Origin of the sequence: Streptomyces sp. NPDC090994 (genome assembly GCF_044768905.1) — a bacterium.
GTDB lineage: Bacteria > Actinomycetota > Actinomycetes > Streptomycetales > Streptomycetaceae > Streptomyces.
Genome location: NZ_JBIVWS010000006.1, coordinates 15,870 through 31,852, shown reverse-complemented (window position 1 = coordinate 31,852; position 15,983 = coordinate 15,870). Strand labels below are relative to the sequence as shown.

Here is a 15,983-nt window from a genome sequence, read left to right as displayed (position 1 = left end):
GTCATGACAGATGACGCCCGGGCGAACGGTCCGTCGGACGAGGAACGGCTGGCCCAGCTCGGCTACACCCAGGTCCTGGCCCGCCGCATGTCGGCGTTCTCCAACTACGCGGTCTCCTTCACGATCATCTCGGTCCTGTCCGGCTGCCTGACCCTCTACCTCTTCGGCATGAACACCGGCGGCCCCGCCGTCATCACCTGGGGCTGGGTCGCCGTAGGCCTGATGACCCTCCTCGTGGGCCTGGCGATGGCCGAGATCTGCTCGGCGTACCCGACCTCGGCCGGCCTGTACTTCTGGGCCCACCGCCTCGCGCCACCGCGTACGGCCGCGGCCTGGGCGTGGTTCACGGGCTGGTTCAACGTGCTCGGCCAGGTGGCGGTGACGGCCGGCATCGACTTCGGCGCGGCGTCCTTCCTGGGCGCCTACCTGAACCTCCAGTTCGGCTTCGAGGTGACGCCGGGCCGCACGATCCTCCTCTTCGCCGCGATCCTGATCCTGCACGGCCTGCTGAACACCTTCGGCGTCCGCATCGTCGGCCTGCTCAACAGCGTCAGCGTGTGGTGGCACGTGGCCGGCGTGGCGGTGATCGTCGGCGCGCTGACCTTCGCCCCCGACCACCACCAGCCGGCGTCCTTCGTCTTCGGCGAGTTCGTCAACAACACGGGCTGGGGCAGCGGCCCGTACGTCGTCCTCCTGGGCCTCCTGATGGCCCAGTACACCTTCACCGGCTACGACGCCTCCGCCCACATGACGGAGGAGACCCGGGACGCGGCGACGGCCGGTCCGAAGGGCATCGTCCGCTCCATCTGGACCTCCTGGATCGCCGGCTTCGTCCTCCTCCTCGGCTTCACCTTCGCCATCCAGTCCTACGAGGGGGCCCTGACCTCCCCGACCGGCGCCCCGCCCGCCCAGATCCTCCTGGACGCGCTGGGCGCGACCGCCGGGAAACTGCTCCTCCTCGTCGTGATCGGCGCGCAGCTCTTCTGCGGCATGGCGTCCGTGACCGCCAACAGCCGCATGATCTACGCCTTCTCCCGCGACGGCGCGCTGCCCTTCTCGCACGTCTGGCACACCGTCAGCCCCCGCACCCGCACCCCGGTGGCGGCGGTGTGGCTCGCCGCCCTGGCCGCGCTGGCGCTCGGCCTGCCGTACCTGATCAACGTCACCGCCTACGCCGCGGTGACCTCCATCGCCGTCATCGGCCTCTACATCGCCTACGTCGTCCCGACCCTGCTGCGCGTCCGCAAGGGCGCCGCTTTCGAACGCGGCCCGTGGCACCTGGGCCGCTGGTCCCAGCCGATCGGTATGGCCGCGGTGACGTGGGTTGCCGTCATCACGATCCTCTTCATGCTGCCCCAGGTCTCCCCGGTCACCTGGGAGACCTTCAACTACGCCCCGGTCGCCGTCCTGGTCGTCCTGGGCTCCTCGGCGACCTGGTGGTTCGCCTCGGCCCGGCACTGGTTCCTCAACCCGGACCACGAACGCACCCGGTCCCGCGCGGCCGCTCGCGCGAACGCCCCCGAGCCGGTAGATCCCTGACAACTCCCCCCTCGGCGCGCCCCCGACGTGGCCGTGTCCCCGATACCCGATCGGCTCGGCGGCCACGTGGGGCTATGCTCGGGGAGGCGACATCGCCTGGGCCCTTAGCTCAATTGGCAGAGCAGTGGACTTTTAATCCATTGGTTGTGGGTTCGAGTCCCACAGGGCCTACCGGTGGTGGTCGGGGGATATGGCCTCTGACCTGCTGCGCAGCGTCCGGGTCGGCTTCGGCTGGCTCGGGCGCTGGCTCGTTTTCGGGCCCGTGCGTGAGCGGATGTGCTCGTGGTCTGGGGACCGGGAGCGGCTGGAGAGAAGGATTCGGTGGCTGCCGGACGAGCGCGACACAGCGGCGACCGCGCCAGTGGACACGGCCCCTGGTGCCTCATGCACACCGAGCTGTCCGGCCCGGCAGCCGCGATGCATGGCACTCCAGGGCCGTCACATGTCACCTCGGCACGGCGGCCCCGGCAGGTCTTGCCTGCAGCCCTGTGGCAAGGACGCCGTGAGATACGGAGTCTGATCGCGTTTGCGCCGCAAGAACCGCTCAGACAGCCACCAGTTGCCGGAATTCGTGCTCGGCGAGCGGGAATCGCGAGGAGAGCACGGAGGACTGAACGTCTCCTTCGAGCACGGCGACGAGGAACTCGGTGCAGTTCATCGAGTAGTGCTCCCAGCGGTCGCCGCGGGCCTCGTTCACCATGACCGTCCACTGGTCGGGATCCTGGTCTGCCCGGACGAGCCAGTAGAGGCACTCACCGTTGTCGGTGGTGGCCCAGGGAATGACCCGGCTCCCGGCATCCGCCAGTTCGTCCGGCTTCTTCTCGAACTCCCAGAGCCCTTCCAGCGCCTCGGTCTGCTGGTCCTCCCACTCGATGAGGTCGTAGTTGTCGTTCGGGCAGCCCGGCTGAAGGAGGTAGAGGTAGTCGTCCCAGTTGCTTCCGCCGTAGGTGCTGATCAGGTCCTTGTAGTCCGTGGGTAGGACGACACCGAGCTGCCCCTGTGCCGCGTCCCAGTCCGTGTTCCCGGGCTCGGACGGCGGCGCGATGATCTGCGTGAGGCGGGCGAGTGCGGCGTTCATGGAATCTCCCTCCGGGGATCTGTTGGTCCTGCTCTATCACGCGTGAGGTCATGCCCGTGCCGCAGGTCAGGTGCCGCGCTTCTTGTTGGGGATGAAGGACGAGTTCGTGGCTTCGGTGTTGCCCGTGCTCCGGTGCTCGGTGAACTGGAAGCCGTTGTTGCCGTAGGCGTCGACCCGCACCCCGAGAGGAATCTTGTTCGCGCCGTCGTAGACGGGGGTCACGCTGTACTGGATGATCTCCCCCTTCTCCACGGCGGCTCGCACCTGGTTCTCGATGTGCCGCATGACCGGCGAGTTCGCGTACGCGTGCATCGTGACGAAGTTCCGGGCATCGAAGTTCGACCCGCCGAGCTGCGCGCCGAGCAGGTGCGCGCGGTTGTACCCCTTGTCCTTCTCCCAACCCGGCGGATCCCCGTGCGGGTCGGTGGGGTTGGCGCCCATCATGTCCTTGCCGAGCGTGGCGTGCATGGCTCCCGGGCGGCCGTTGTCGCGGCTGTAGACGACCCGGCCGCCCCAGCTGGGGTCGTTCGGTTCGTTCTTGCGGCACGACTGCGGAGCGAGCCCCAGCGGGTCGATCCACGTGAGCGGGTTGGCCACGTACGCGAACGGGTTGGGTGCCGGCGCCAGACCCAGGGGGTCCGGAGTGACGTAGCGGGCGACTTCCGGGTCGTAGTGACGGAAGTAGTTGTAGTGGAGTTGTGTCTCGGGATCGAAGTACTGGCCGGGGAAGCGCAGCGGTGTGTAGGCGGTCGCCCCGCTGTCCCAGCCGGTGATCCCCCACAGGGTGCTGCGGGCTCGCCAGGCTGTGCGGCCCTCGTCGTCGACGAGTTCGGTCGGGGTGCCGACGACGTCGCTGATGATCGCGAAGAAGCGCTGGTCGACGACGTGCTGCGGGGCGTTCGCGTGGATCCTGCGCTCGGCCTGGGAGACCGGAGTCACCCCGTCGTGCTCCCACGTGAGGCAGATCGCCTCAGGGGCGTCGGGGATGTTGCTGGTCTGCTCGACGAGGGTGGTGCCGTCCCAGGTGAACCGTGTTTCCTCGACGACGGTGGTCTGGTCGGCGGCCATGCGCTGCTTGGCCAGGCGTCTGCCGAGCGGGTCGTAGAGGTAGCGCCACAGGGTGCCGTCGGGGGTGGTGACGGAGGTGAGGCGGTCCTCCGCGTCCCAGGTGTAGCGCCAGGTGTCCGGCTTGCGCGACAGCCGGGTCTTCTGGCGCAGGACGACGCGGCCCGAGGAGTCGTACTCGTAACGGATGGCGCCGGCGCGGGTGATGCGCGTGCCCTGGTACTCGCGGTCGCCGTCTGCTTCCTGGCGGTGGCCGGTGCCCTGCCACTGTGCGGCGGTCTGGTTGCCGGCCTCGTCGTAGGCGTAGGTCTCGCTCCAGTTGCCCGCCTGTACGGAGGTGACGCGGCCGACGGTGTCGAGGTCCAGGCGGCGCCGTCCCTCGCGGGCGTCGTCGATCGCTGTGACGTGCCCGTCGGGGCGGTAGCTGTAGGCGCGCTGCCAGATCTGCTCACCGCCGCTTCGCTGCAGTGACTGCGTGCTGATGCGGCCGAGCTCGTCGTACGCGATGCCGAGGGCGACGCGGGAGCCGAGGTGGCGTGTGATCTCCCGACCAGCGGTGTCGTGCGAGGACGCGAGGGTCCTGCCGAAAGTGGAGAGCTCGCTGCGGTTGCCCGCCGCGTCGTAGCGGTAGTGGCTGACGGCGCCGGTGGGCGTGGTGCGCCGGGTTCGTCTGCCGAGAGCGTCGTACTCCGAGGCGAGTGTGCGGCCGTCGACCGACTCGGCGATGACGCGGCCCGCGGCATCGCGCTGGAAGGTGACGGTGCAGTCGGTGGTGGCTGCCTGGGCGAGTTCTCCCAAGGTGTCATAAGCGTAGGTGACGCTGTGGCCGTCGATCTCCTTGCGGACCGTGCGGCCCAGGATGTCCCGTTCGTAGCGGACGATGCTGCCGGAGGGCAGGGTGCGGGCGGTGAGCTGCCCCGCGGCGTCCAGGGTGTAGGCAAGCGTGTGACCGTCGAAGTCCGTCTCGGCGGTGAGGCGTCCTGCCGCGTCGAACTGGTAGGTCCAGGTCAGGCCCTGGGGGTTTGTGACCTTCCGCAGTCGTAGCTCTGTGTCGTACTCGAAGTCGTAGCGCACTCCGTCCGGTCCGGTGCGCGCCGACATGACGTCGAAGTGCGTGTACTCGTAGCGCGATGTGCCGCCGTTGGGGTCGGTGTGGCTGGTGCAGTTGCCCTCGCCGTCGTACGACCAGGACTCCGTACTGCCGTCCGGGTTGGTGCGGCTGAGCAGCTTGCCCTCGGGGTTCCACTCCAGGCGTGTCGTCTGCCCGTCGGGCCCCACGATCGCGGCGGGTCGGCCGAAGAGATCCCGTTCGTAACGCGTGGGGACGCCCAGCGGGTCGATGAGCTCGATGGGGAGCCCGGCGCGGTCGCAGCGCACCGTGACCGTCTCGCCGAGGGAGTTCGTCACCGACGCGATGCCGCCGGACTCGTCGTACGACTGGCGTGTCCCGAGGCCGGCGGGGTTGGTGACGGCGGTGCGGTTGCCGCGCGCGTCGTAGGCGTACGCCAGGCGCGCTCCGCCGGGTTCCACGATGGTGACCGGCTGGTGGAGGTCGTTGTAGGCGACGTGCGTCCGCCGGCCGTCGCAGTGCTCGACCGTGACGAGGTTGCCGTGCTCGTCCCACTCGAAGCCGGTCGTACGGCCGAGGGGGTCGGTGCGCGAGAGCAACTGGTCGCGGCCGTCGAACCGCTGGACCGTGGTGTGCCCGAGCGGGTCCGTCTCGCCGATGATCTGACCGCGCTCGTTGAGCCGGAACTCGGTGACCGCCCCAAGGGCGTTGGTCCAGCGAGTCGTCCGGTTGTCGAGGTCGTAGGCGAAGGTACTGGACTGGAAGCCGTCCGGGCCGACGGTCTGCACGACGCGACCGGCCGTGTCGTACATGTAGCGGTACGTGGACTCGTTCCGGTCGGTCCACGAGGTGATGTGGCCCTGCTCGTCGTAGGTGAAGCGCAGGGGCGACCCGGAGGAGTTGATGACCTCGGTGAGGTCGCCCCGGCCGTCGTAGCCGAACTCGACGACGGGGAGGGCGGCTTCGCCGCCGTCACGGGCACGGAGCGCGAGAGCGGTGACGCGTCCCCGGGCACGGTCACCGGAGACCTTGACGTCGTAGCCGCCGCTGTGGCTGACGGCGATCGGTTGCCCGGTGCCGTCGCGGTGGATGTCGATCTGGTTCCCGTTGCGGTCTTCCATGGCTGTCAGCCAGAGCTGCCAGCCGTTGCCGCCCGGCTTGGTGAAGTAGCGTGTCCAGCCCGTCCGTGGGTCGGTCGCCGCGCACTCTATGTGCCGGGCGCCCATCTCGGATATTCGGCGCAGCGGGATGCGCGGGCCTTCCAGAGGTAGGATCTCGGGTTCCTGCGGGGTGGGCAGCCGGTCGTAGACGAGGACGGTGCCGTCCTCGCGCGCCCATGTGGCCTGGTTGCGGATGTCGACCTCGATGCGCTCGTCCAGGGTCGAGGCCCACGAGCGGCCGAACCACGTGCCGTAGGTGTAGTCGGACAGATGGGTGCGCCTGAGCACCAGAGGCAGCACACCCGGAAGGTCCAGGTCCGTCTGTTCCAGCAGCATCTGACCGCTGGCCACGTCGACCGGGTCGGTGCGGCAGACCCGCTTGTCCGGTTCGACACCGTGGTGGCGCGGGTCGTTGCGTGCACCGTTCAGCGGGTCCGGACTCTTGCCTTTCCCGCCGCCTTTCCCGCCGGCGCCCGGCACCCGGGGTCCGTCCGACTCGCCCTTGGTGAGCGCCTTGAGCCTGTCGGAGACGTCGCTGTCGTTCTGGCGGTGGTTGCGGGAGGTGGTGCGCAGTCCACCGGGCACGTTCTCCGTGAGGTGCTTGCCGACCTTCTTCATGGCCTTCTCGGCGCCGTTGAGGGCGCCGTCCAGGACGGAGTCGAAGGCCTGGGTGAAGGGATCGCGGCCCCGGGTGCGGCCGAAGGCATCCTTGGCCCGGCCCAGCGAGCCGAGCGACTCGGTGCTTATGCCCTCGCCGTGGCGGGACAGTTTGCCCGCGCCGTTCTCGTACTCGTCGTGGTCGATGAAGACGCGGCCACCGCCTCCACCACCGCCTCCGGAACCCGAAGAGCTGCCTGCGGAGGCGAGGTTCATGCCGGTGTGGCGCCCTCCGTCGTTCCCACCGCCGTCCCCTGAACCCCCGGTGCCGGGCGGCAGTTTGAGGATGTCGTCAGTGAGATCGAGGACGACGTCCTCGGCCATCTGCTCGAGTTTGCCGGTGATCGGCTCGGTGACCCGGGCGAGGAGTTCCTCGACGATACGGTCGGCCGCCTCGTCGATGATGCGTTTGATCAGCTGTCGCATCGCGGTGACTTCCGCGGCGCCGATGAGCGCGGACAGTCCGCCGGTCACGACCGCGAGGCCCAGGCTGATGCCGATGGAGGCGGCCATGACGCCGAGTTCGATCTCGGCCTTGGTCTTCATCCCGTAGATGATGTCGGCGACGACATCGCAGGCATCCGCGAAGAGGCGGGCGATCTCGGGCACCTTCTCCAGGTGCCCGGACCTCACCATGCCCCAGTGTTCTTGTAGAGCGTCGACCGCGGCGCCCTCGCTGGAAGCCAGGACTCGGCTGACCGCCGCGTGCGCCTCCGCGCCGTGCCCCTCGAAGTTGTCGGCGAACTCCCGCATGGCATCGGCCATCTCGCGGTAGTCGTCCTCGTCGACATTCGGCCAGTTGATCCCGATGAAGTCCAGGATCTCGTCCATCCAGCCTGGCAGGACGTAGCCCATCCCCCGCGAACTCCCTTGAACTCAGCGCCAATTCGCGAGCACCAGTTCGATGCCCGTGTCGTCGTCACCCTAGCTTCAGGGAGCACATGCCAGTCATGTCTCCGTGACGCGGAGGGCGAGCCCTGGGCGCCGCGGACCTACGCCCTGCCTCAGGACGCGAACCAATCCGGCAGCTAGACAGCCGCAGCGAGAACGGGCGCTGTCAGAGGTATTTGGGTGGGGGGCTCACGGATTACTTGGAAGTCGCCGTTCGCTGCGGAGACACACAGCCCCTACTCGTCGGCCCGTTCCGTGGTCCCACGTCCAAGTTCGTCGTGCTGAGGGACAACGTGAGTGCGTCATCGGGCAGGGGTGGACGCGGGACACCCGACACGGGGCGGTACCTCGACGGGATCCGACTCCGAGGCCTTCAGGCTTCGGCGAACGCATCGTCCTCTTGTCGCCCGAAAACCTCTGCTCAGCCGTCTGATGTGCGTGAGCGATGCGTGAGCGGATGACGTGGCATAGGCCATCACGTCGTGGACTGAGCATAAGGCTGTACCTGCCCTGACCAGGCGGTTCCGGACGCCGGTGAAGCATCCGAAACCACTCGGCAAGATCCAGCCAGGACTTTTAATCCATTGGTTGTGGGTTCGAGTCCCACAGGGCCTACCAGGAGGACCCCAGTTCAGCGCTGACTGATCTGGGGTCCTGTCCGTTTCGGAGCGCCTCGTGATCGTCTGCCGACCCACTGCTGGCCCCCAGCTGGCCCGTTCGGCACGACGTTCCGGGCCACGGGACGAGCGCGGCGACCCGATCAACAGCGTCCCGTCCGACGTCCCTACGTGTCCGCAGGCGTCCCGGGCATCGCGATCACGAACACGCCCTTCCCTTGGACGCCCTGCACGAGGCCTTCGTCGACCAGGACCTCCAAGGCGCTCTTGATGGTCCCGCCGCGACACCACGCCCCCGGTCTCCGCCTCCAGCTCCGACTGCGAGGGCAGACGCCGGCCGACCGGGATCTCACCACGCCGGATGCGGTCCCGCAGCGCGTTGGCCAGTTGCACGTACATCGGCGTCATGGCGTCCCGGTCGAGCTCGATCATGCTGTGACCGTACAGCCCACACAGAAGGCCCCCAGCTCAGTGAGTGACCGAGTTGCTCAACCGATGCTCAACCTCCGGTGTTTCCGCCTTCGCCTTCGGGTGAGTCCGTGAACGGCCTCTCCACGACGAAGGAGCCCTTACCGCGAACGGTGACGACAAGTCCTCGTTCCCGTAGCTCCTGTGCGGCACGCCGGGCGGTGAGTCGCGCGACCCCGTAATCCTCGGCGAGGTGGTTCTCCGACGGGATGGGTCGGTCCGGCGCGAGTTCGCCGGTTTTGATCTTCTCCGCGATGACGTCGGCCAGTTGGACGTAGAGCGGTCGTGCGCTCATGGGGTCCAGGGGCGAGTGCTCTTTGTCGCTCACCTGTTCAACGTACGCATGCGGTGCTGTGCACGTTCGAGTGGATCCCTCTGTACTTGTATGTAGAGGGCTGTGTCTCGGTGTAGCTTCGGGCATGAGAAACCCCGGCGAGGTGATCAGACCTCCCGGGGCACGGCCAACGCTGTATTGGAGCGTCGACATGCATGACTTTATCCGCCGCGCCCTCCTATGGGTGCGCCTTCTCCGGCTCCCGCTCCACCGCTCCCCTCAGGGCCTCGTCACCGTTCTGGCCGGCACCGGGTTCACCCAGGTACGGCCTCTTCTCGTGGCTGTTGACCCCGGGAGCCGTGCGCGGCGAAAGGCGGCTGCCTGATGCGGTACCTCCCTCACGACGGAAACCGCGTCCAGCGGACGGCGCCCCGCCTCCTCCCCTGGCCGTCCCCTGACGGCAAACCCTGTTACCTCGTGACGGGCAGCGATGGCGGGCGATTGTCCCGGCTCGCCGATGAGCTGGAGGCTGTTCAGCTCGCCACGGCCGTCGATGTGCTCGGTCTGGCGCGGCCTCTGCTGGACGATCCCGCTTCACCCGTCACCGAAGTCCGCTACGCAGGGCTTCGACTTGCCGAGTGTCTCGTCGATGCCCTGCGTGTCGCGGAGTCCAGAGGCATGCGCCTGCCCGGGGTGGGCAGTCCCGGCCCCGGGCAGGCGACTACGGGGGTCAGCCCCCGAACGGCACCGCGTCCGCCTTGTCCGCGTGCCAGTTCGTGGCGACGGGCTGGTCGACCGTGACGGTGTGCGGGAGGGCGAGGGTCACGGCGTTCAGCTCGTCGCCCAGGAGGGACAGGTGGATCTGGTCGAACTCGATGCCCCCGTCGGTGCTCGTGGTCTTGGGGTTGATGCCGGCGTAGGCGGCCTTGGAGCCGGAGAGGACGATGTCCTCGCCGACGCTCTGCTCGGCGGGCGACACCGCGGTGTCGGCGGAGGAGCCGTAGGACGCGGAGGGGTAGAGGCCCTCCAGGGTGCAGGTCACGCCGCGCTTGGCCTTGGCGGTGACCAGGTCGTAGCCGCCCGCCTGGGTCTCGGCGGTGACCTTGAAGGTCAGGTCGCTGGTCGTGCAGACCCGCGGGGCGGCGCTGGCGCCGGTGCCGGCGACGGCGGCGGTGGCCGCGGCGCCGGTGAGGGCCACGGCGGCCGCGGCGGCGGCGAGGACGAGACGGGCGGAACGGGTGGCGAGACGCGAGCGCATCGGATTCTCCAGACTGCTGAAGTCGGTTGTTCGGTCGGCGGGTTGCTGACCTGACCGCAGCTTGCGCCGTGATCCGTCCCGGCCGCCACGGATGCCCGTCACTGAGGGACGCTGGAACGCTGGAACAGCCTCTGACCTGCCAGGACGTCGTCCCTCTGGAATGGGGTGCCGGGATGGGTGGGCAGGGGCGGTGTGCCCTCCCACTGTCGCCGGACGCTCCCGGCGTGAGCGGGGGATGGGCGAGGATGGTGCCGGAGCGGACGCCGCCGAGCCGAGCCGAGCCCAGCCACCGAGCCCAGCCCAGCCCAGCCCAGCCGAACCGAACCGAGCCCAGCCGTCCCCCAGCGCACCGAAGGACCGCCCCGATGTCCCGTCCGTACGTCCTCCTCTCCGCCGCCGTCTCCCTCGACGGCTACCTGGACGACACGGGCCCCGACCGCCTGCTGCTCTCCTCCCCGGCCGACTTCGACCGCGTCGACGGGGAACGGGCCCGCGCCGACGCGATCCTCGTCGGCGCCGGCACGATCCGCGCCGACAACCCCCGGCTGCTGGTCAACTCCGCCGAGCGCCGCGCCGCCCGCCTCGCCGCCGGGCAGCCGGAGTTCCCCCTGAAGGTCGCCGTCAGCGGCTCCGGCGAGCTGGACCCGGCCGCCGCCTTCTGGCACACCGGCGGGGAGAAGGTCCTCCTCACCACGGATCAGGGGGCCGAGCGGGCCCGCGCCCTGCGCCTCGCCGCCGGCGTCGTCCCGCTCGGGCCCGCCCTCCACTGGCCCGCCGTCCTCGCGTACCTGCACGAACGGCACGGCGTACGCCGGCTCATGGTCGAGGGCGGCGGAACCGTCCACACGCAACTCCTGCGCGCCGGCCTCGCCGACGAACTCCAGCTCGTCCTCGCCCCGCTGCTGGTCGGCGACCCGGCCGCGCCCCGCCTCTTCGGTCCCGGCGACTACCAGCGCGGACGCCTCCGCCTGGTCGAGACCCGGCGGATCGAGGACGTCGTGCTCATGCGCTACGTGCCCACCGCGCCCGGCACCGGCACCACCCCCACCGCCGCCGACCGGCACTGGCTCGCCCTCGCCTGCGAGCTGGCGGCGCTGTGCCCGCCCTCGACGACGGCGTTCAGCGTCGGCGCGGTCGTGGTCGCCGCCGACGGCACCGAGCTGGCGCGCGGACACTCACGGGAGGGGGACGACCCCGTGGCGCACGCCGAGGAGGCCGCCCTCGCCAAGATCAGCAGCGCCGATCCGAGGCTCGCCGGCGCCACCGTCTACAGCAGCCTCGAACCCTGCGCCCGCCGCGCCTCCCGGCCCGCGCCCTGCGCCCGGCTCATCCTCGACGCGGGCGTCCGCCGGGTGGTCACGGCCTGGCGGGAGCCGGACACGTTCGTCACCGGGGCGGACGGGAGCGGGGTGCTCGCGGCGGAGGGCGCCCAGGTCGTCGTACTCCCCGAGTACGAGGCCCGCGCCAAGGAGCCCAACCGTCATCTGCTGAGCTGACCGCACGGCCGATCGGCCCAACCCGCCCTGCGCCCCGCCGCCCGCACCGGCACGCTGCCAGTGACCGACGACGCGGAGGTGGGCATGAGGACAGCGGTGCGCAGGCGGGCGGCGGCGGCGCTGGTGGCGGCGGTCCTGGTCGCGGTGGCCGGCGCCGGGTGCGGTCAGGAGTCCGGCCGGGCGATGGCGCGGGCGCTGCCCGCCGACGCGGAGTTCACCCACCCCGGCGTGCTGGTCAGCCAGGCCCAGCTGGACACCGTACGGAAGAACACGACCGCCGGGCGGCAGCCGTGGCTCTCGGCGTACCTGGCCATGCGGGACAGCACGTACGGGTCCTACCGGCACCGGGCGCGGCCCTTCGCGACGGTCCACTGCCCCGCCGGGAAGAAGGCGGGCCGGGGGTGCGAGGAGGAGCGCGAGGACGCCATCGCCGCGTACACGCAGGCCCTGCTGTTCTCGGTCACCGGGAAGCGGCCCCACGCGGAGAAGGCCCGGCAGATCATGGACGCCTGGTCCGGGAAGCTCAAGGAGCACACCGGGGAGAACGCCGGGCTCCAGGCCGGGTGGACCGCGTCGACCTGGGCGCGGGCCGCCGAACTGGTCCGGCACACGCCGGGCGCCGGCTGGCCGGACGACCGGGTGCGGCGGTTCGAGGACATGCTGCGCACCGCCCACCTGCCCCGGCTCACGAAGAAGGCCCCCGACCGCGACGGCCACCAGGACCTGATCGCCACCGACGGCGCGATCTCCGCCGCCGTCTTCCTGAACGACCACCAGACCTTCGACCACGCCCTGCGCCGCTTCCGCGACCGCGTCCCCGCCTACTTCTACCTGGAGAAGGACGGCAAGCTGCCGTTCACCCCGGCGGGCAGCAGCATCGCCACCCGTGAACGGCTCGTCTCGTACTGGCACCAGCAGAAGACGTACAAGGACGGCGTCACCCAGGAGACCTGCCGCGACTTCGCGCACGTCGGCCACTCCATCGCCGCCACCGCCCACATCGCCGAGACCGCCTGGCACCAGGGCGTCGACCTCTACGCCGAGGTGAAGGACCGGCTGAAGGCCGCCCTCGCGCTGCACGCCCGCCAGCAGCGGGCGGACACCGCGCCGGCCTGGCTGTGCGGCGGCGAGGTCGAGCGGAACCTGGGGCCCGACCTGGAGGTCGCCCTCAACCACCTGGAGAACCGGCTCGACGTCCCCGTCCCCGCCGCGCACAAGCTCGCCGCCGGCACCCGCCCGGCCGGCACCGACGACCTCTTCGTCTCCTGGGAGACGCTCACCCACGCCCGCAATCCCGGGCGCTAGACACACATGTGCTGATCACCCCGAACATGGTCTACACTGGTGACACACCGACGCGGGGTGGAGCAGCTCGGTAGCTCGCTGGGCTCATAACCCAGAGGTCGCAGGTTCAAATCCTGTCCCCGCTACTCAGGCCGATGGCCGGGTCCCTTTCGAGGGGCCCGGCCATCGGTGCGTTCGGGCCCTGGCCATCGGTGCGTCCGGGCTCCGGCCATCGGTGCGTTCGGGCCCGGCCTCCCCTTCATCCGGACGGCCCCCCACCGCTCGCCGGCCGCCCCCGCTCCGGGAACCCTGGACGGGCGGGACGGCAAGCGGCGGCTACGTACATGGGTGGCGGGAGGCGAGCGGTGCGGCCTGGTGACGTGGACGAGGGACCGTACGCCAGGGCCGGCGGCCGGCTGCCCGGCGACCCGGTGCCCGACCCGGGCCTCGGCGACGCCCCGGTGCCCGTACCGCCCGCCCGGGGCCGACGGCGCCGGGTGCGGCGCGGCGCCCGGATGACCCTCGTACGCCTCCTCCCCCTCCTGCTGATCGCCGTCGGCGCCACGTACGACCTGCTCACGCCCCGGTACTTCACCGCCGGCCCCCTCTACACCGCCGCGCCCCTGACCGCCGCCCCGCTCTATTCGCGGCGCGGCACCGTGCTCACCGGGGCGGTCACCGTCGCCGTCGTCATAGCCCTCCAGATCGGCCTCGGCGTCGCCCACCAGGTCGACTCCATCACCGAGCTGGTCACCATCGCGGTGGTCGCGGTCCTCGCCGTCTTCGTCAACGCCCTGGTCCGCCGCAACGACGAGCGGCTCGCCACCGCCCGCGAGATCGCCGAGGCGGCCCAGCGCGCGGTGCTGCCCGAGCCCGCCGAACGGCTCGGCGGCTTCGAGATCGCCGCCTGCTACGAGGCCGCGCAGGCGGACGCCTTCATCGGCGGCGACCTGTACGCGGTGCAGGACAGCCCGCGCGGGGTGCGGATGATCGTCGGGGACGTGCGGGGCAAGGGGATGGGCGCGGTGGCCGCCGTCGCCGTCGTGATCGGGGCGTTCCGGGAGGCCGCCGAGCAGGAGTCGACGCTGGAGGCGGTGGCGCAGCGGCTGGAGCGGGCACTGGCCCGCGAGGGCACCCGGCGCGAGGGCCTGGACGCCTTCGAGGGGTTCACCACCGCCGTCCTCGTTGAACTCCCGCACGGCGACGGGGTGGCCCGCGTCGTCAACCGCGGGCATCCGCCACCCCTGCTGTGCCACGCCGACGGCAGCCTGCGCGCCCTGAACACCCGGGACGCGGCGCTGCCGCTCGGCATGGGGGAACTGGGCGTGTGGCCGGACCGCGCGGAGGAGACCGCCTTCCCCGCCGGGGCCACGCTGCTGCTCTACACCGACGGGGTGACCGAGGCCCGGGACGCCCGGGGCGAGTTCTACGATCCGGTGGCGCGGCTCAGCGGCCGGCGCTTCCGGCATCCCGGGGAGCTGCTGGACACGCTCGCCGAGGACGTGCGCCGGCACTCCGGGGGCGGGATGGCGGACGACATGGCGCTGCTCGCCGTACGGCGGCCCGATCCGGGCGGCCCCGACGAGTCCGGCGGCGCCTGTGGTCACGAAGGGTGATGGCGTGGGAGCCCTCCGCATAACAATTGATGCACGGTCAGTTTCGCGGGGCGGCGGCGACCGCGGTGCGGGTGTACTGAGACGGGGTCAACTCGCCCCGTTTTCGCCGGTCGTGCGGCCTTGATCCCGGCCGGAAAGCTTAATGATCAAGGAGAACAGCTTGGAAACAGCGCCCCGCTTCTATTAACGTTCGATAACGCAGCGCGGTCGTCCCAGCCGTCACAGAAGGCGGCTCCGTGCGCACGCGCCGAATCCCGTAAGGGAACCGGGGAACCACCACCTTGGGGTGAATCGGGCGTATCCGACCGTGGAAACACGGCCTGTATACGCGCGTAGGAGACCTTCCCGCTCCGAACCCGTCAGCTAACCCGGTAGGCGGAGACGGAAGGAAAGGAGCACGCCCACGTGGCGTCCAACCGGCCTGCCCCCGAGGCCCCGTTCGTGCCCAACCAGCACGACCCCGCAACCTTCGGCTACGGCGCCTTCCGCCCCGACGAGGGCCCCTTCGAAGAGTGGAACCCCACCGCCGACACCGTCCGCCCCGTGCGCGGCAAGCACCGGGTCGCCAAGCAGCGCGGCGGACTGGCCCGCAGCTCCACCGTCCTCGGCGTCGGTGTCATAGCGGCCGTGGGCGCCGGCGGCATGGCCAGCGCGCAGACCGGCAAGCCGCCGGTGTCGATCTCCATGCCCGACCTGCCGTCCGTGGGCTCGATCATCTCGGACGACGACTCCGCCGGGGACACGGCGGACCAGGGGTCGGCCACCCCGCTCAGCAGCATCGCCGCCGTCGCCTCCGACGACACCGGGGAGACCACCGCCACCGCCGGTGAGTCGCTCCGGGCCCGGATCATGGCGCAGGCCGAGCAGCAGCAGAACCAGGTCGAGACCAAGGCCGCCGAAGAGGCTGCCGCCGCCGCCGAGAAGAAGGCCGCCGCGGCCGCCGCCGAGGCCGAGAAGAAGGCCGAGGCCAAGGCCGCCGCCGCCAAGAAGAAGGCAGCGGCGGAGGCCGCGCAGAAGGCCGAGGCCGCACGGCTCGCCAAGCTGGCCGAGCAGTACGCGCTGCCGACCTCCTCGTACACCATCACCTCCACCTTCGGGCAGGCCGGCGCCTACTGGTCCTCCGGCTACCACACCGGCCTCGACTTCGCCGCCCCCACCGGCACGCTCATCAAGGCCGTGCACACCGGGACCATCACCGAGGCGGGCTGGGCCGGCTCCTACGGCTACCGCACGATCCTCACCCTCGACGACGGCACCGAGGTGTGGTTCTGCCACCAGTCCTCGATCAGCGTCAGCGTCGGCCAGAAGGTCAGCACCGGCGACGTCATCGGCCGCGTCGGCGCCACCGGCAACGTCACCGGCGCCCACCTCCACCTGGAGGTCCACCCGGACGGCTCCACCTCCGGCATCGACCCGATGGCCTGGCTGCAGAGCAAGGGCCTCAACCCCTGAGCCGTCCCGCTTCCCGGGACACCTGATCCCCGGCGGTCCTGACGGCGACCCCCCGACGT

At 70.6% G+C, this 15,983-nt stretch carries 9 protein-coding genes, 2 tRNA genes and 1 riboswitch; of the genes, 7 read left to right on the top strand and 4 right to left on the bottom strand.

The annotated features are described in order from the left end of the window. The first annotated feature begins 3 nt into the window (after positions 1–3). Together ACIQR3_RS15125 and ACIQR3_RS15120 are read left to right on the top strand one after the other, a co-directional pair. Positions 4–1,539, top strand: coding sequence for an amino acid permease (locus tag ACIQR3_RS15125; RefSeq protein ID WP_403538502.1), 1,536 nt, complete (start codon positions 4–6; stop codon positions 1,537–1,539). A 98-nt stretch (positions 1,540–1,637) separates the two neighbouring features. Next, positions 1,638–1,710 (top strand) — tRNA-Lys (locus tag ACIQR3_RS15120). Between the two features lie 373 nt (positions 1,711–2,083). On the opposite strand, the gene ACIQR3_RS15115 is transcribed toward ACIQR3_RS15120, so the two are convergent. The 4 genes from ACIQR3_RS15115 to ACIQR3_RS15100 all read right to left on the bottom strand — a co-directional run bounded on the left by ACIQR3_RS15115 (position 2,084) and on the right by ACIQR3_RS15100 (position 10,076). Continuing rightward, positions 2,084–2,617, bottom strand: a complete 534-nt coding sequence (locus ACIQR3_RS15115; protein WP_403538500.1) for an SMI1/KNR4 family protein — start codon at positions 2,615–2,617, stop codon at positions 2,084–2,086. Between the two features lie 66 nt (positions 2,618–2,683). After that, positions 2,684–7,423 (bottom strand): DUF6531 domain-containing protein, encoded by a 4,740-nt coding sequence (locus tag ACIQR3_RS15110; protein ID WP_403538497.1) that lies wholly within the window; start codon positions 7,421–7,423, stop codon positions 2,684–2,686. Positions 7,424–8,575: 1,152 nt separating this feature from the next. Beyond that, positions 8,576–8,839: a GntR family transcriptional regulator gene (locus ACIQR3_RS15105; protein ID WP_403539262.1), complete on the bottom strand. Its 264-nt coding sequence runs from the start codon at positions 8,837–8,839 to the stop codon at positions 8,576–8,578. 709 nt (positions 8,840–9,548) lie between these two features. Beyond that, complete coding sequence (locus tag ACIQR3_RS15100) at positions 9,549–10,076, bottom strand: hypothetical protein (protein WP_403538494.1); 528 nt, start codon at positions 10,074–10,076, stop codon at positions 9,549–9,551. Positions 10,077–10,441: 365 nt separating this feature from the next. Between ACIQR3_RS15100 and ACIQR3_RS15095 the strand changes: the two genes are divergently transcribed. The 5 genes from ACIQR3_RS15095 to ACIQR3_RS15075 all read left to right on the top strand — a co-directional run bounded on the left by ACIQR3_RS15095 (position 10,442) and on the right by ACIQR3_RS15075 (position 15,924). Then, positions 10,442–11,572: a dihydrofolate reductase family protein gene (locus tag ACIQR3_RS15095; RefSeq protein ID WP_403538492.1), complete on the top strand. Its 1,131-nt coding sequence runs from the start codon at positions 10,442–10,444 to the stop codon at positions 11,570–11,572. 84 nt (positions 11,573–11,656) lie between these two features. After that, positions 11,657–12,877, top strand: coding sequence for an alginate lyase family protein (locus tag ACIQR3_RS15090; RefSeq protein ID WP_403538490.1), 1,221 nt, complete (start codon positions 11,657–11,659; stop codon positions 12,875–12,877). 51 nt (positions 12,878–12,928) lie between these two features. Continuing rightward, positions 12,929–13,002 (top strand) — tRNA-Met (locus ACIQR3_RS15085). 198 nt (positions 13,003–13,200) lie between these two features. Continuing rightward, positions 13,201–14,472, top strand: coding sequence for a PP2C family protein-serine/threonine phosphatase (locus ACIQR3_RS15080; protein ID WP_403538487.1), 1,272 nt, complete (start codon positions 13,201–13,203; stop codon positions 14,470–14,472). Positions 14,473–14,707: 235 nt separating this feature from the next. Beyond that, positions 14,708–14,865, top strand: a riboswitch (cyclic di-AMP (ydaO/yuaA leader). A 12-nt stretch (positions 14,866–14,877) separates the two neighbouring features. Further along, positions 14,878–15,924 carry a M23 family metallopeptidase gene (locus ACIQR3_RS15075; RefSeq protein WP_403538486.1) on the top strand — a complete coding sequence of 349 codons (1,047 nt, stop codon included), beginning with the start codon at positions 14,878–14,880 and terminating at the stop codon, positions 15,922–15,924. The last annotated feature ends 59 nt before the right edge of the window (positions 15,925–15,983 follow it).

Coding starts and splice junctions, on each gene's coding strand:
- ACIQR3_RS15125 (WP_403538502.1), top strand. CDS start 4: ATGACAGATGACGCCCGGGCGAACGGTCCGTCGGACGAGGAACGGCTG.
- ACIQR3_RS15115 (WP_403538500.1), bottom strand. CDS start 2,617: ATGAACGCCGCACTCGCCCGCCTCACGCAGATCATCGCGCCGCCGTCC.
- ACIQR3_RS15110 (WP_403538497.1), bottom strand. CDS start 7,423: ATGGGCTACGTCCTGCCAGGCTGGATGGACGAGATCCTGGACTTCATC.
- ACIQR3_RS15105 (WP_403539262.1), bottom strand. CDS start 8,839: ATGAGCGCACGACCGCTCTACGTCCAACTGGCCGACGTCATCGCGGAG.
- ACIQR3_RS15100 (WP_403538494.1), bottom strand. CDS start 10,076: ATGCGCTCGCGTCTCGCCACCCGTTCCGCCCGTCTCGTCCTCGCCGCC.
- ACIQR3_RS15095 (WP_403538492.1), top strand. CDS start 10,442: ATGTCCCGTCCGTACGTCCTCCTCTCCGCCGCCGTCTCCCTCGACGGC.
- ACIQR3_RS15090 (WP_403538490.1), top strand. CDS start 11,657: ATGAGGACAGCGGTGCGCAGGCGGGCGGCGGCGGCGCTGGTGGCGGCG.
- ACIQR3_RS15080 (WP_403538487.1), top strand. CDS start 13,201: ATGGGTGGCGGGAGGCGAGCGGTGCGGCCTGGTGACGTGGACGAGGGA.